This window comes from Streptomyces sp. CG 926 (assembly GCF_003148825.1).
Taxonomy (GTDB): Bacteria; Actinomycetota; Actinomycetes; order Streptomycetales; family Streptomycetaceae; genus Streptomyces.
The window spans coordinates 350,379-365,641 of sequence record NZ_QGGZ01000006.1 but is presented as its reverse complement, the minus strand read 5'-3'; the positions used below and the strand labels follow the sequence as shown (position 1 = coordinate 365,641).

The window sequence follows — 15,263 nt, the reverse complement described above, 5'->3', positions numbered from 1 at the left end:
GTCAGGCGGGACGGGCCGCGCCGGCCCATACGGGAGGCCTCCGGTCCGCCCACGGAGCGGCCCGCTCCAGCTGTGCGGCGAGCCGGAACAGGGTGTCCTCGCGTCCGTGGCCCGCGGCGAACTGGACGCCGATCGGCAGGCCGGTGGCCTGGTCGAACCCGAGGGGCACCGACATCGCGGGCGTCCCGGCGACGTTGAAGGCGGCGGTGAAGGGCGAGCGGTGGAACAGGTGCTCCAGCCGGCCCACTCCGTCAGTGTCCTGCGCGCCGTGGCCGTAGGTGTTCAGGGGTACCGGTACCTCGGGGAGCGTCGGCGTCAGCACCAGGTCCTGGGTCTCGAAGTGGGCCCCGATCGAGCGGGCGACCCGGTTGCGTACGTCGAGGGCGTGCACGAACTCCGGGCCGCTCACCGTGCGTCCCCACGCGTAGCTCACGAGTATCTCGGGCTCGACGGTGGTCTCGTCGACGGGGCGACCGAACGCCTCGGCGAAGCCGTCGATCCACGTCACGAGGTTCGCGGACCACAGCCGGGCGTTGGCGAGGACGAACTCCTCCCAGCTCACCCCGAGATCCACGGTGGTGACGTCGACCCGGTGACCGAGTGATTCCAGCAGCCGGGCGGCTCCCAGGGTGGTCTTGAGCACGGCCGGTTCCACGGCGCGCCCGTTCCCGGGGGTGGTGACCAGGCCGACGCGCAGGCGGCCGGGCTCCTCGGCGATCTCCTCCAGGTACGGGCGGCGGGGGCGCTCCGCGAAGTAGGGGTCGCCGGTCTCCGGGCCCTGGATCAGGTCGAGCAGCGCAGCGCTGTCCCGCACGGTCCGGCTGAGCCCACCGTGCACCGCGAGGCCGTTGAAGACCTCGTCGGCGTCCGGGCCGAGGGAGACCCGACCCCGGGTGGGCTTGAGTCCGAACAGGCCGGTGCTGGAAGCCGGCACCCGGATCGATCCGGCCGCGTCGGTGGCGTGCGCGAGGGGGGTGATGCCGGCGGCGACGGCCGCGGCGGAGCCGCCGCTGGAGCCGCCCGCCGTCCGGGTGGGGTCCCACGGATTGCGGGTGGCGCCGTACAGGACCGGCTCCGTGGTGGTGCTGTAGGCGAATTCGGGCGTGGCCGTGCGGCCCAGCGTCACCAGGCCGGCCCGCCGGAACCGCCGCATCAGGAAGGAGTCCGCCCCGGCCACGTTGCCGGCGGCGAGGCGGCTGCCCAGCTCGACGCGCTTGCCGCGCATGGACACGGCGATGTCCTTGATGAGGAAGGGCACACCCGCGAGGGGGGTGCTGCCCGGGGTCGGGGCGTCCTCGGCGGGCCAGCTCTCCACGACGGCGTTGATCCGCGGATTCACGACCGCCATCGCGGCCTGGGCCGCACCGGTGAGTTCGGTCGTGGTCACCTCACCCCGGGCCACCAGCCCGGCCAGCCCCACCGCGTCGTACCGGGTGTATTCGTGCAGCTCCATGCGCTCTCTCCCTCACGGTCCCCATCGGTCCCATGTGATACCGATCGGTATCGCACGGGAGTGATCGGTAACGTAGCATGGGTGCGGAGACGTCGGCGGCGGGACCGAAGCGAGGCACACCATGACGAGCGGCACTCCGAGGCCGGGGCGGGACTCGAGGGTCGCCCGCCTCCCCCCGCGCGAGCGCATCCTCGACGCGGCCGAGGAACTCTTCCTCAGCGAGGGCGTCAGGGCTGTCGGGGTCCAGGCCATCGCCGAGCGGGCCAAGACCACCAAGATGGCGCTCTACCGGCACTTCGCCACCAAGGACGCGCTGATCGAGGAGTGGCTGAGGATCGTCGCGGCGGAGTACAGCACCGCCTTCGACCGGGTGGAGGCCGAGTACGCTGACGACGGCCGGGCCCAGGTGCTCGCCGTGGCCCGGTTCGTCGCGGAAGGGCTGCCCGACGTCGCCCGAAGGGGCTGCCCCTTCGTGAACTCCTTCGCCGGCATGCCCGACCCCGACCATCCGGCCCGCCGGCTGATCGAGGACCACAAGGCCCGTCAGCGGCGACGCCTTACGGCCATGTGCGAGCGGGCGGGCGCGCACGCGCCGGACGACGTCTCCGCGGAGCTCACCTTCCTCCTGGAAGGCGCCCAGATCAGCGCGCAGAACGGCAGCGTCGACCGCGCGGGCGACCGGCTCGTGGCCGCGGTCTCGGCAGCCCTCGACAGGGCGACCACGGAGCGCTGATCCGGCGGTCCCGCGGTCCCGCGGTCCCGCGGTCCTGCGGTCCTGCGGTCCTGCGGCCGGTCAGCGTGTCGACCGGCGGTGCCACTCCTCGGCCAGCAGCCGGTAGGAGTGGACCCGGTCCGCGTGTCCGTGCGTGATCGTGGTGATCAGCAACTCGTCCGCGCCCGTAGCCTCCTGGAGCCGCTCCAGATGATCGGCGACGGTCCGCGCCGAGCCGACGAACCGGGTCTCCACCCGGTCGGCCACCAACCGCCGGTCCGCTTCGGTCCACGGCAGGGCCCGCGCCTCGGCCGGCGTGGGGTACGGGATGGCTCCCTCGGCCGTCCGGATGCTGCGCACCCAGGCCCCGTACCCGGTGGCCAGCTCGCGCGCCGTCTCCTCGTCCTCGGCCACCACCACGTCGGCGGACACCGACAGATACGGCCGGCCCAGCTCGGCCGACGGCTTGAACGCGGCCCGGTACCCCTCGGCCGCCTCCAGCACCGTCGCCGGACTGACGTGGTAATTGGCCGCGAACCGGAGGCCGTTGCGGCCCGCGGTCTCCGCGCTCACCCCGCCGCTGCTGCCCAGGATCCACACCTCTACGTCGGCACCCTCGCCGGGGACGGCATGCGCCTGGACCCCCTCCGGGGAGCGGTACTCGCCCCGCAGCAGCGCGAGCACGTCGTCGACCTGCTCGCCGTACTCCTGCGGCCGGGCGCCCGGCAGGTTCAGCAGCCGCTGCTGGAGGGCCACCCGCGGATGACCCAGAAGCGGGGTGAAGGAGAACGGCTCCGGGATCCGCAACCCGTTCGGGGCGTACCCCGCCACCACCGGGGTGACCGGCAGCTGCGGGGCCGGCTCCCCGGACGGTCGGGGCCGGCCCGCCGAGCGGCCCAGCCCCAGGTCGATGCGCCCGGGGTGCAGCGCGTCGATCAGGCCGAACTCCTCGACCGTCGACAGCGCGGTGCGGTGCCCGAGCTGCACCGCGCCCGAGCCGAGCCGGATGGTCGAGGTCGCGGAGGCGGTCAGCGCGAGCACGACCGCCGGGGAGGTCCCGGCGACCCCGGGGTTGAGGTGGTGCTCGGCGAACCAGTGGCGGGCGTAGCCGAACTCCTCGGCCCGCCGCGCGAGATCGATGCTGTGCCGCAGGGCATCGGCGGCGGTGGAACCGGACGAGACGGGCACGAGGTCGAGGACCCCGAGGGGGATGCCGGGCATGGCCGGACTCCTTGCAGGTCGGGGAGGGAAGGTCACGGGGCCGGGACCGAGGCTGGGGCCGTTGCCCGAGCCGGGGCCGGAACCGCGAGACCGAGGTGGTCGCGCAGGGTGGTGCCCTCGTACTCGGTGCGGAAGACCCCCCGCTCCTGGAGCAGCGGTACGACGGAGTCCGCGAAGCCGTCCAGGCCACCCGGGGTGATGTGGGGGACCAGGACGAAACCGTCGGCGGCGTCCGCCTGCACCAGGGCGTCGATCGACTCGGCGATCGTGGCGGCCGAACCGATGAAGGTCTGGTCGGCGGTGGTCTCGATGACCAGCTCGCGGATCGACAGGTTCTTGGCCCGGGCCAGCTCGCGCCACTGTCGGGCGGTGGCGAGCGGATCGCGGAACTGCCTTACGCTCGCCCGCCCCAGGGCCACGGTGTTCTCCCCGACCCGGAGGTCGACCTCGGGGAGCGGCCCGTCCGGGTCGTAGGCGGACAGGTCCCGGTTCCACACGTGCTCCAGGAACTTGATCGCGGTCTGCCCGCTGACCTGGAGGCGGCGCACCTCGTGCGCGATCTCCCGGGCCTCCCCGTCCGTGTCCCCGAGGACGAAGGTGGCCGCGGGGAGGATCTTCAGCTGGTCGTGCGTACGGCCGTGCCTGGCGAGTCGGCCCTTGACGTCCGCGTAGAACTCCCGCCCCGCGTCGAGGGTTCCGTACCGGCCGAAGATCGCGTCGGCGCCGGCGGCGGCGAACTCCCGGCCCTCCTCGGAATCGCCCGCCTGGAAGATCACCGGTCGGCCCTGCGGGCTGCGCGGCACGTTGAAGCGGCCCTCGATGTCGAAGTGCCGGCCCCGATGGGCGAAGGCTCCGGCCCGCGCGTCGCGCAGGAAGGTGCCCGACCCCGCGTCGGCGGCGATCTCGGACCCGTTCCAGGAGTCGAACAGCTCGGTGGCGGTGGCCAGGAACTCCTGGGCACGGGAGTAGCGGTCCTCGCGCGGCAGGAATCCGCCGCGCCGGAAGTTCTCGCCGGTGAAGGCGTCCCAGGAGGTGACCACGTTCCAGGCGGCCCGGCCCTGCGAGAGATGGTCGAGCGTGGCGAACTGGCGGGCCACCTCATAGGGCTCGTTGAAGGTGGAGTTGATGGTGCCGGTCAGCCCCAGGCGATCGGTCACCGCGGCCAGGGCGGCCAGCACCGTGAAGGTGTCGGGGCGGCCGACCACGTCCAAGTCGTATATCTCACCGCCCTGTTCGCGCAGTCGCAGGCCCTCGGCGAGGAACAGGAAGTCGAACTTGGCGCGCTCGGCCGTCCGCGCGAAGTGGATGAACGAGTCGAAGTCGATATGGCTGCCGGCGGCCGGGTCGCTCCACACGGTGGTGTTGTTGACGCCCGGGAAGTGGGCGGCGAGATGGATCTGCTTGAGCGGCTTGCTGCTCATGGTTCGTCCTTCCGGATGGTCCGGGTCGGGCGGCGGTAGGGCGGCGGTCGGGCAGCGGATCAGGCGGCGGGCCGCGCGTAGCGGTTGGCCGGGCGCTCCAGCCCGAGCAGGCCGCGCAGCGTGTGCGCCCCGTACTCCCGGCGGAAGACCCCGCGCCGCTGGAGCTCCGGCACCAGGGACCGGGTGATGGCGGGCAGGTCGTGGGCGATCACGCCCGGCCGCAGCAGGAAGCCCGAGAGCCCCGCCGCCCGCCGCTCCAGCAGCAGGTCCGCCAGCTGCCCGGGGCTTCCGGCGAAGACCGGGCCGGTACCGTCCCCGTCGCCGTACGGGAGCCCCGCGAGCCCGTCGAGGCGCGCCAGGCGTGCGGCGGCGGCCGGGGCGTCCGCGTCGAGGAACACCGTGAGTTCCCCGAAGAGGTGCAACGGGTCCGCCGCGAGCCCGGTCGCCTCCCGGGCCCGGCGGATCGCCGCCACGGCGGCGCGCGTACCGGCGCCGTCGTGCGCGGCCACGTACCCGACCTCGGCGGACCGGGCGATGAGCGCGTACGAGGCCTCGCCGGCCCCCGACGCGCCGACGACGGGCTGTCCCTGCGGCGGGCGCGGGGTGATCGACGGTCCCCTGACGTCGAAGTGACGGCCCTCGAAGTCGATGTGGTGCAGCTTCTCGCGGTCGACGAACCGGCCCGTGGCCACGTCCCGGATCTCCGCGTCGTCCTCCCAGCTGTCCCACAGCCGCCGGATCACCTCGACGTGGTCGGCGGCCTCCGCGTACAGCTCCCCGTCCGAGAACGGGGCGGTCCGCCGCCCGAAGTGCCGCGCCTCGTGGGCGAGCCCGGACACCTGGATCCGCAGGCCGGCGCGGCCGCGGCTGACGTGGTCGAGCGTGGCGATCGCCTTGGAGACGTGGAAGGGCTCGGTGTGGGTGGCCGTCACGGTCGGGACGAGACCGATGTGCCGGGTCAGGGGCGCCACCCGGGCCGCGGTGAGCACCGCGTCCAGCCGCCCGCGGACCCGGTCCGTGCGCTCGTCGGCTCCGCCGGGCGAGGAGGACTGGAGGGCGAGGGCGTCCTCGAAGGTGATGAAGTCGAGCAGCCCGGTCTCGGCCTCGGCGGCGAGACCGGCCCAGTAGCGGGCGGTGAAGAGCTCGGCGGGCCGGGCGCCCGGCTCGCGCCAGGCGGCCGGGTGCTGGCCCGCCCCGTCGAGGGCGACGGCGAGGTGCAGGGGTGCCGGGGGTGATGAGGGAACGGACACGTGGAACAGCGCCTTCCTGCTCGGCGTTCGGAAAGGAAGCCGATGCGGGGCCACGTCTTCGGACCGCCATCGAATTCTCCCGAAAACGCTACGCCTGACGCCTGTGCCATACAATGACCGCAATATTAAGAGAAGTTGGCAGTGGTGTTGCCGGGGCTCCGGCCGGGGTTCGGGCCCGTCTCACAGCCAGGGGAACTGCTCGGCTGCGTACCGATAGGCGCGGAAGACCGAATTCTGGGCTCCTGCCGAGGACTCCAGGCCCACGCCCTCCCCGAAGGACCGGAATTGGGGGACCACGAACTCCCACACGACCTCCCCGCCGGACGTCACCTCGAAGAGCCGCCCGAAGGAGCCCTCGGCGATGAAGGTGTTGCCGTTCGGCAGACGCTGGGCACTGGACATGTACGGGCTGAAGAAGTTCTGCGGCGGGTTGTCCTCGTACGCCCACACCTCCTTACCGGTGCGCGGGTCGAGCTCCAGCACCCGCGAGTACGGCACCGATGTGGTGTCCCGGTAGGTGCCGTTGTCGAAGACCAGTACGGTGCCGCCGGGCAGTTCGTGCGGATGGTGCTGCTGGGCGAGCACGTCGGGGCCGATGCGCCACTGCACCGACCCGTCGGCGCGGTCGATCGACACCGTGGTGGAGGCGCTGCGGAAGCCCACCACGATGGAGCCGTCCGCGCTCTCGTTGACGGTGTTGGCCATCGGCCAGTGGTTGCGGGCGAAGTGCCGGTTCAGCGGCACCTCCTGCGGGTCCAGATGCTCGATGGCGGCCCAGCGCCACACGATCTCGCCGTCCCAGGTCAGCTCGTACATCACGTCCCCGTAGATCACCCCACCGGGTGCCTCGGACCCGGGGATGCCGCCCCGTATCCGGGCCGCGTCGGCCGGCTCCAGCGGCTCCACGGCCCCGATGAGCAGGTTTCCGTTGCGCAGGATCGAGGCGTCATGGTGGTGGAGGGGGTGGCGCACCTCGCGGAGCACCGTGGAGTCCGGTGCCAACTCCTGGAAGATGCCGCCGTGGTACACGTCCCAGATGGGGAAGAGGGTCGGGCCGCTCGTGTCCTTGGCCGCGTAGAAGAGGTTGCCGTTCGGCAGGATCTGCGCCTGACGGCCGGGCGGGTGCGGGGAGTTCCAGGTGTGGACCGGCCGGCCCTCGATGTCGACGAGGTGGATCTCGCCGGCGCTGGTGATCGGCGTGTAGAGGGTGAGGCCGCCGTAGCTGCGCTCGGGGTCGTGGGCGATCAGGCCGACGCCGCGGCGGCGCAGGGTGTTCTGGTCGACGGGCACGGTCATGGGGTCTCTCCTGGGTGCGTGTGCGTGTACGTGTGCGTGGTTCAGCGGACGGTGACGGCGGCCGGGTCGACGGCGGTCAGGGGGCCGGGGTTCAGGTACCGCAGCAGTGCGGCGCGGTCAGCGGCGCCGGGCAGGTTCTGGGTGGCCTTGGCCCAGGCGGCCTGCTCCTCCAGCTGGGTCAGCAGCTCGGGGGAGAGGGTGGCGCCGTACGTGTACCGGGGCTGGTAGGTCTCGACGTAGGCGGCCTGCAGGACGCCCTTGGACTGGGCGAGTACGGCCTTGCGTGCCCCGGCCGGGTCGGCTTCGAGCTCCCGCTGGGCGCGCAGCAGCGCACGCAGGACCGCGGTGGTGCTCTCCTCGTTCGCGGACGGGCCGGCGACGAGGAGGGTTCTGGCCGTGTATCCGGTGAAGGGGAGTTCGGCGTAGGCGGTGCCCAGGGCGGTGCGCGCGGCGTCGTAGAAGCTGGGGAAGGTGACCCCGGCGTCGATGTCGCCGCGGGCGAGGGCCGAAGTCACCTGATTCGGTGCCAGGTTCACCACGGTCACGTCCGAAGCGGTGAGCTGCGCCGAGGCGAGCATCCGCGACAGCGCGTACTCGACGTTCGTCCCTTGCGGGACCCCGACCTTACGGCCCTTCAGTGCGGCGAAGTCGGTGATCTGCCGGTCGGTCCGGGTGAGCAGCCGCCAGTCCGAGAAACGGGACAGGTCGGCGACGACCCGCAGCTCGCGGCCACCCAGCGCAGCCGTCACGGCCGGTAGATCGCCGACGACGCCGAGCTGGGCCTGGCCGCCGAGCACGGCGGTCAGTGCCTCCCGGCCGGTGGGTCGGGTGGTGACGGTGACCTCGATGCCCTCGGCCGACCAGAGGTCGCGCTCCTCGGCCACGTGCACGGGGGCGCCGCCGAGATGGTCGCTCGTGGCGAGGGTGACGGCCGGGCGGGCACCGTCCGGGGTGCCTGACGAGGATCCGGCGCAGGCGGTGGCGAGCGGGAAGAGCAGAACGGCGAGCAGTACGGCGGACACCGCGCGGGGTCTGGGCATGGTGAACAGTCCTTCCGTGGAGCGGATGGGGAGCGGAGGGCAAGGGGAGACAGGAGGGATCAGGCGGATCATTCGGAGCCGAGGTGGCGGGCGATCAGGGAGCGCAGGTCGGGATCGGGCGGGCCGGCGGGCACGGCGTGGTCGGCGAGCACCCGCCCGGGGCTCCCGCCGAGTACGATCACGCGTCCGGCGAGCGCCAGCGCCTCGTCGATGTCGTGCGTGACGAACAGGACGGTGGTGCCGCGGCGCTGCCACAGCTCCCGCAGCAGGGTCTGCATCCGGGTCCGGGTCAGCGCGTCGAGCGCTCCGAACGGCTCGTCCATCAGCAGCACTTCGGGCTCGGCGGCCAGCGCCCGGGCCAGCGCCACCCGCTGTTGCATCCCGCCCGACAGCTGGGCCGGGTACTTCTCCGCGCCGTCCGCGAGCCCCACCTCCGCCAGTGCCGCGAGTGCGCGCCGGCGGCGCTCCGTACGCGGCAGGCCGAGCCGCTTGAGGGCGAACTCGACGTTGCCGCGGGCCGTGCGCCAAGGGAACAGCGCATAGTGCTGGAAGACCACGCCCCGCTCCGGGCCGGGTCCGCGCACCGGCTCCGCCCCCGCCGTCACCTTGCCGGCGGTGGGCCGTACGAAGCCGGCCACCGTGTTGAGGACCGTGGACTTGCCGCATCCGCTGGGCCCGAGCAGCGCCGTGAACGAGCCCGCCGCGAACTCCAGGTCGGTGTGCTCCAGCACCGGGGCGCCGGCCTCGAAGCCCACCGACAGCCCCTCCAGCCGTACCTCCAGACTCATGACGCGCTCCAGTGCACGAAGCGGCGGCCCACGGCGGCCAGCACCAGGTCGACGGCCACCCCGAGCAGCCCGAGCACGAGGAGCCCGGCGAACATCCGGTCGACCCGCAGGAACTGGCCGTCCACCTGGAGCCGGTACGCCAAACCGCTGTCCGCGCCGCCCAGTTCGGCCGCCACCAGCGCGAGCAGCGCCACCGAGGCCCCGTAACGCAGCGCCGCGAGCAGGGCGGGGGCGGCGGCGGGCAGCAGCACCTCGGTGAACCGTCGGTGCAGCGGAGCCCCCAGCGACCGGGCCGCCCGCAGATGGGAGACCGGGACCCGGGACACCCCGTCGTGGACGTACAGCCAGACGGCGAGCAGGACGGCGTACGCGATGAGCAGGCGCTTGGCGCTCTCGCCGATGCCGAACCAGGCGGTCGCGAGCGGTACCAGGGCGATGGCCGGGATCGGCCGCAGGAAGGAGATCACCGGGGTGACGGCGGCGGACACCTTCGGCAGGTAGCCGGTGGTGAAGCCGAGCGCGCCGCCGATGACGGCGCCCAGCGCGAAGCCCTGCCCGGCCCTGGTCAGGCTGGCACCGAGGTCGGTGGCCAGGGTGCCGCTGCGGGCGCCGTCCGCCAGGGCGGCCAACGTCTCGCCGGGTGTGGGCAGCAGTCCCGGAGCGACCTCGCCGAAGCGGGCGAGGAGGTACCAGAGCGCGAGTACGACGCCGGCCGCGCCCAGGGCCGGGCCGAGCCCGGCGAGGGCCCGGCCTGGGGGTGAGGGGGTGGCGTGCACGGGGCGGCTCCTCGTCCGTTCCGACGACGTGTTCCGACGTCTTGCGACGCGTAACGACGTGTTCGGGGTGTTGAGTGGGGGTGTTGATAAGTGAGGTCAATAATTGACCACGCTTATTGCAGGAGTGTTGCGGCAGTACGAAACCTCCCTCGGCCCCCCGGCACACCGGACCCCATGGGGTACGTTCACCTGCGTGTCTCGCCCAGAACCCACGCCCGAGGCGATCGAGGTCGGACGGGTGATCCGCGGCTGCCGCAAACAGCGCGGCGTCTCCATGGCCGTCCTCGCCACCCGCTCAGGCCTCTCCCAGCCCTTCCTCTCCCAGCTGGAACGCGGACTCGCCACGCCCAGCCTCAGCTCGATCTACCGGATCGCCGAGGCCCTGGACGTCGCCCCCGGCACCTTTCTGCGGCCTCCCGCCCGGCCCGGCGCCGTCAGCCACGAGAGCGACCCCCAGGTGATCCGCGTCGACGAGGCCGCGGGTCAGACCGCCCAGGTGCTCATCCCCGGCGGGCGCAGCGCTCTGATGGAGGCCTACGAGCACCACTTCGAGCCCGGCCGGGGCGAGCGCGGCTGGTTCGAACACCCCGGCGAGGACTTCCTCTACGTCCTGGAGGGCGAGATCGTCCTGGAGGTGGAGGGCGAGGAACCCCTGACCCTGCGCGCGGGCCAGAGCGCCCACCACCGGGGCGAAGTCCCGCACCGCTGCCGCCTGTCGGGCCCGGAGGCGGCACGCACCCTGCTCGTCATCGCGAACGCCTGACCCCGAGGGGCGGACCCCCGTCCTGTCCCTCGGGCTCGGACGCCCGCAGCCGGTCGACCGTCGCGAGGCGCGCCCCGACGTCCAGGTCCCACAGCCGGACCGTGCCGTCCGTACTGCTGCTGGCCACCGTCCGCCCGTCGGGGGCGAACACCACGCCCCACACCGCGTTCGTGTGGCCGGACAGCGCGGCCAGCGGGCGGCGCCCGGCCACGTCCCACAACCGGACCGTGCGGTCGTTGCCGCTGCTGGCGAGCGTGCGGCCGTCGGGGGAGAAGGCGATGCCCCGTGCGGAGCCGGTGTGCCCGGTCAGCGCCGCCAGGAAGCGGTGGCGCCGCGCGTCCCACAGCCGCACGGTCCCGTCGTTGCCGCTGCTCGCCAGCGTCCGCCCGTCCGGGCTGAAAGCCACACCGCGCACCGCGCCCCGGTGGCCGGTGAGGACGGTCAGCGGGCGGCGGCCCGCCACATCCCACAGACGGACCGTCAGATCGTCCCCGGCGCTCGCCAGGGTGCGCCCGTCGGGGCTGAACACCACGTCGTTGGCGAAGTCCGTGTGACCGGCCAGGACGGCGAGCGGGCGGCGTCCCACCACGTCCCACAGCCTGACGGCGCCGTCGGATCCGGCCGAGGCCAGCGTCCGCCCGTCCGGGGAGAACGCCACCGAGAACACGGTCCCGCCCTGGCCGGTGAGGACCGCCGGCTCGGCGCCGCCCCCCGTGTCCCAGAGCCGGATCGTCCCGTCGGATCCGGCCGACGCCAGCGTCCGCCCGTCCGGGGAGAACGCCACCGAGAACACCGTCTCGCCGTGGCCCTCGAACGTGGCCAGGACCCGGCGCTCCGCCACGTCCCACAACCGGACCGCGTGATCGGCCTCCGCGGTCGCCAGCCGCTTCCCGTCCGGGCTGTACGCCGCGTCCCAGATCTCCGTGAACGGCCGCGAGATCAGCGCCGCGCCCCGCAGGTCCCACAGCACCACGGACGTGTCGAAACCGGCGGTGGCCAGCAGCGCGCCACGGCTGTCGACGGCCACCCCGAGGACGTAGTCGGTGTGTCCGGCGAGCGTGGCCACCGCCCGGCCCCCGGCCACGTCCCACAGCCGGGTCGTGCCGTCGCCGCCCGCGCTGACGACCGTCGTGCCGTCCGGTGTGTAGGCGACACCGTTCACGTCGTCGCTGTGCCCGGTGAGCGTGGCCGTCGTCCGGCGGCCCGCCACGTCCCACAGCCGTACGGTGCGGTCGACGCCCCCGGTGGCGACCGTACGACCGTCCGGGGCGAAGGCCGCGCCCAGCACCTCGTCGGTGTGTCCGGTGAGGACCGCGAGCGGACCCGCCGCCACCGGATCCCACAGCCGTACGGTCCGGTCGGCGCCGGCCGACACCAGCGTCCGGCCGTCGGGGGCGTACGCCAACGCGTTGACCCGCCCGGTGTGACCGGTCAGGGAGGTCAGCGCGCCGTGGTCCCCGGCGGCGTCCCACAGCCCGATCGTCCCGTCGGCACCGGCGACGGCCAGGCTCCGCCCGTCCGGCGCGAAGGCAACGGCCCGGGCACCGGCCGTACTCGCCGGGAGCGGTGTGCCACGGCCACCACCGGCGGCGATCTCCCAGAGCCGGGCCGGCCCGTCCGTCGACGTGGCCGCGAGCGTCGAGCCGTCGGGGCTGAAGGCCACCGCCCGCACCCGCCCGGGCAGGGTGAAGGTCGCGATCGTCCGACGGTCGGCCACCCGCCGCAGGGTCACCGTCCCGTCCGAACCGGCCGTCGCCAGCGTGCCGTTGTCCGGCGCGAAGGCCACCGCGTTGACCGGCCCGCCGTGCCCGCCGAGGCGGGCGACGAAGGGCTGGGACTGGGTGCTCAGCAGCGCCCCGCGGGCCTCGATCGTCGGCGAGGTCCGGTACGCCTGACCGGCGAGCCGCATCGAGGCCTCGGGCTGGCCCGCGGCCAGCGCCGCGGACTGCAGGGCCAGCGCCCGCGACCGGGCGACGCGCTCCTGGCCGAGCGCGCCGGCGCGCTGCTGGTACGCGAGCCCGCCCGCGCCCATGGCGAGGACCAGCAGGACCACGAGCGTGGCCAGCGTCCACTGTCGAAGCCGCACCTGGCGCCCGGCCTGCCGCTCACGGCTGCCCTGCGCGTCCTGGCTCGCCCGGAGGAAGGCGGCCTCCAGCGGGGCGAGCCGGCTCCGGCCGTCGTGCTCGTCGGCCCAGGCCCGGGCGTTCTCCAGCCGGGTCCCGCGGTGCAGGGCCGACGGGTCGCGCCCCTCGCGCTCCCATTCGGCGGCGGCGTGGGCCAGTTGCTGATGGACCAGGAGCCCGGCCCGGTCGGCGCGGATCCAGCCGCGCAGCCGTGGCCAGGCATGCAGCAGGGCCTCGTGGGTGATCTCGACGGTGTCGCTGTCCATGGTGATCAGACGGGCCCGGACGAAGGTGTCGAGCGCGGCCGCGGCGGGGCCCGCGTCGGCCAGTTGTTCCATCAGGGCGGTGCGGCTCATCCGGCGGCGCGTGGCACCCGTACCGTCCGCGACGTGCACCAGCCGCACCAGGACGCGGCGGAGCGTGTTTTGCTCGGCCGGGTACAGGCGGGTGAACACCTCCTCGGCGGTGCGGGCGATCGCCCCCTGGATGCCGCCGGTGCGCTCGTACCCGGCGACGGTCAAGGTGGCGCCTTCGCGCTGGTCCCAGGTGGCCAGCAGGGCGTGGGAGACCAGGGGGAGCACCCCGGAGGGAATGCGGTCGGGCGAATCGTCACGCAGCCCGACATCGCGCATCAGCAGCGGGAACAGGCCCGGTTCGAGGGTCAGGCCGGCGAGGTCCGCCGGGCGGGTGATCGATTCCCGCAGCTCGGCGAGGGACATCGGGGGCAGGACGAACAGCCCTCGGGTGAAGACCGGAGCCAGTTCCGGCAGGTCCAGGCAGTTCCCGGAGAAGTCGGCCCGTACGCCGAGCACCACGACGGCGGGGTCGAGACCCTCCGGTACCGGGCCGTCCGGTCCGAGACCCTCCGGTACCGGGCCGTCCGGTCCGAGACCCTCCGGGCCGGGGCCGTCCGGTTCGAGACCCTCCGGTTCGAGGCCGTCCTCCTCGGGTGGGGCGGCCGCCAGCGCGCACAGCACCCGGACGAAGGCGCGCCGCTCGTCCTCGTCGGCACATGACGTGAACAGCTCTTCGAACTGGTCCACGAGCAGCACCGGACGCGGGGGCGGCGGCCTGCGGTCGAGGCCGGCCGCCGGGGGAGCGTCCGAGCGTCGCCGGACGGCCGCGAGCAGCGCGTGCGGCCGGTCGCGCACCTCGTCCACGGTGACACCGAGACGGCCGCCCAGGGCCTTCGCGGCGCAGTCCAGCAGTTCCTCCAGCGGATGCGCGGTGGGCGTGAAGCGCAGCACCGGCCAGGTGTCGGAGCCCGGCATCGGGAAGTCGCCCCCGCGCAGCGCCGGCACCAGACCGGCGTTCAACAGGGAGGACTTGCCGGCGCCCGACGGGGCGAGCAGCATCAGCGGGCCCTCGCCGATCCGTTCGAAGACCCGCTCGATCAGCTCGGCCGTCGCCCGGTCCCGCCCGAAGAACCAGCGGGCCTCCCGCGCGGTGAAGGCCGGCAGGCCCCGGTAGGGACACTCGGTGTCCACCTGCGGACCGGCGCCGCCCGAGCGGTCGCCGCCGGTGCCCGTGCCGGTGCCGTCGCCGTCGGAGCCGCGCGGCCCCGTTTCCCTCACCATCCGCACCAGTTCACCCCCGGCCCGCAGTACGTCGTCGCAGCGTCGCGCGACGTCGACGGTGACGCGCTTCGAGCCGGTCTCGATCTTGCTCAGGTAGCCCTTGCTGTAGTGCGTCTGCCGGGCGAGGTCCGCGAGGGACAGGCCGCGTTGCACCCGCAGACGTCTCAGCTGCGCGGGAAAGTGCATCGCGGAGCCGTCGGACTCGGGCTGGCGATCGGTCTTGCGCCGGTGGTCCGGATCCCCCAAGACATCCCCCATGGCAGTGCGCGCCCAGGCAGCGGTACGGGAGTGCCCAGGCTACAGCGGGGGTGGGGCGGACGACCGCCTCTTCGGACCGGTACGACCGGCACACGAGCGTGCGGAGCCACGTGACGGGCGGCTCCGCACGCCGCCCTGACGGGGGCGCGGCTACCGGTTGAGCCGGATCGAGTTGATGGGCGTGAGGTCGGCGTAGACACCGGTCTTGGAGGCGATGGGGCTGCCGCAGCCCGAGCCTCCGGAACCCGTGCACAGATTTGCGGTCGCACCGCCGTACTGGTTGTTGAGCACCCAGTGGTTCCCGAACTGGTTGCTCAGATTGTGCGCGCCGTAGGAGTAGAAGACGTGCGTCGGCTTGACGGCGGGGTTCTGGTTCTGAGGGTAGATGCAGACCGCCCCGTCCGGGCAGCCGGCCCAGGCGTCGGCCGGCTTGGCCTCGACCGAACCGCTGAGGGCGATCACGGCGACGACGGCGGTGGCGAGCGCGGCGGCGCCGCGGAACATCTTGCGCATGGTTTCCCCTTGTGATGCTTGCCTCGTGCTGACGGCTTCAGCCTGCCCCCGGCCCGTACCGGGGTCGACGGG

At 73.6% G+C, this 15,263-nt stretch carries 12 protein-coding genes; 2 read left to right on the top strand and 10 right to left on the bottom strand.

Annotation, left to right across the window (positions count from 1 at the left end):
- Nucleotide 1 precedes the first annotated feature (1 nt).
- Entirely contained in the window at nucleotides 2–1,453 is a 1,452-nt protein-coding gene (locus BCL76_RS18580; protein ID WP_109780599.1) for an amidase, read from the bottom strand.
- 121 nt (nucleotides 1,454–1,574) lie between these two features.
- Here BCL76_RS18580 and BCL76_RS18575 point away from each other — a divergent pair, with 121 nt between their 5' ends.
- The gene (locus BCL76_RS18575) at nucleotides 1,575–2,186 is read left to right on the top strand and encodes a TetR/AcrR family transcriptional regulator (RefSeq protein WP_109780598.1); all 612 of its coding nucleotides are present in this window, start codon (nucleotides 1,575–1,577) and stop codon (nucleotides 2,184–2,186) included.
- A gap of 60 nt (nucleotides 2,187–2,246) precedes the next feature.
- Here BCL76_RS18575 and BCL76_RS18570 read toward each other — a convergent pair whose 3' ends face one another.
- The 7 genes from BCL76_RS18570 to BCL76_RS18540 all read right to left on the bottom strand — a co-directional run bounded on the left by BCL76_RS18570 (nucleotide 2,247) and on the right by BCL76_RS18540 (nucleotide 9,957).
- The gene (locus BCL76_RS18570) at nucleotides 2,247–3,386 is read right to left on the bottom strand and encodes an LLM class flavin-dependent oxidoreductase (protein ID WP_109780597.1); all 1,140 of its coding nucleotides are present in this window, start codon (nucleotides 3,384–3,386) and stop codon (nucleotides 2,247–2,249) included.
- Between the two features lie 32 nt (nucleotides 3,387–3,418).
- Entirely contained in the window at nucleotides 3,419–4,807 is a 1,389-nt protein-coding gene (locus BCL76_RS18565; protein ID WP_109780596.1) for an NtaA/DmoA family FMN-dependent monooxygenase, read from the bottom strand.
- A gap of 59 nt (nucleotides 4,808–4,866) precedes the next feature.
- Nucleotides 4,867–6,066: an LLM class flavin-dependent oxidoreductase gene (locus tag BCL76_RS18560; protein ID WP_375137942.1), complete on the bottom strand. Its 1,200-nt coding sequence runs from the start codon at nucleotides 6,064–6,066 to the stop codon at nucleotides 4,867–4,869.
- Nucleotides 6,067–6,237: 171 nt separating this feature from the next.
- A complete protein-coding gene (locus tag BCL76_RS18555) occupies nucleotides 6,238–7,353 on the bottom strand; it encodes an aryl-sulfate sulfotransferase (RefSeq protein WP_109780594.1) in 1,116 nt (371 codons plus the stop codon).
- 41 nt (nucleotides 7,354–7,394) lie between these two features.
- Nucleotides 7,395–8,393, bottom strand: a complete 999-nt coding sequence (locus BCL76_RS18550; protein WP_109780593.1) for an ABC transporter substrate-binding protein — start codon at nucleotides 8,391–8,393, stop codon at nucleotides 7,395–7,397.
- Between the two features lie 68 nt (nucleotides 8,394–8,461).
- Entirely contained in the window at nucleotides 8,462–9,181 is a 720-nt protein-coding gene (locus tag BCL76_RS18545) for an ABC transporter ATP-binding protein (RefSeq protein WP_109780592.1), read from the bottom strand.
- Nucleotides 9,178–9,957, bottom strand: a complete 780-nt coding sequence (locus BCL76_RS18540; protein ID WP_109780591.1) for an ABC transporter permease — start codon at nucleotides 9,955–9,957, stop codon at nucleotides 9,178–9,180. Before BCL76_RS18540 ends, BCL76_RS18545 begins: the two co-directional genes overlap by 4 nt.
- A 193-nt stretch (nucleotides 9,958–10,150) precedes the next feature.
- Between BCL76_RS18540 and BCL76_RS18535 the strand changes: the two genes are divergently transcribed.
- Nucleotides 10,151–10,720 carry a helix-turn-helix domain-containing protein gene (locus tag BCL76_RS18535; protein WP_109780712.1) on the top strand — a complete coding sequence of 190 codons (570 nt, stop codon included), beginning with the start codon at nucleotides 10,151–10,153 and terminating at the stop codon, nucleotides 10,718–10,720.
- Here BCL76_RS18535 and BCL76_RS18530 read toward each other — a convergent pair.
- Both BCL76_RS18530 and BCL76_RS18525 read right to left on the bottom strand, forming a co-directional pair.
- Nucleotides 10,704–14,678, bottom strand: coding sequence for an nSTAND1 domain-containing NTPase (locus BCL76_RS18530; protein ID WP_181382606.1), 3,975 nt, complete (start codon nucleotides 14,676–14,678; stop codon nucleotides 10,704–10,706). The genes BCL76_RS18535 and BCL76_RS18530 overlap by 17 nt on opposite strands.
- 150 nt (nucleotides 14,679–14,828) lie before the next feature.
- Nucleotides 14,829–15,191 (bottom strand): hypothetical protein, encoded by a 363-nt coding sequence (locus BCL76_RS18525; RefSeq protein WP_033220992.1) that lies wholly within the window; start codon nucleotides 15,189–15,191, stop codon nucleotides 14,829–14,831.
- Nucleotides 15,192–15,263: the final 72 nt, after the last annotated feature.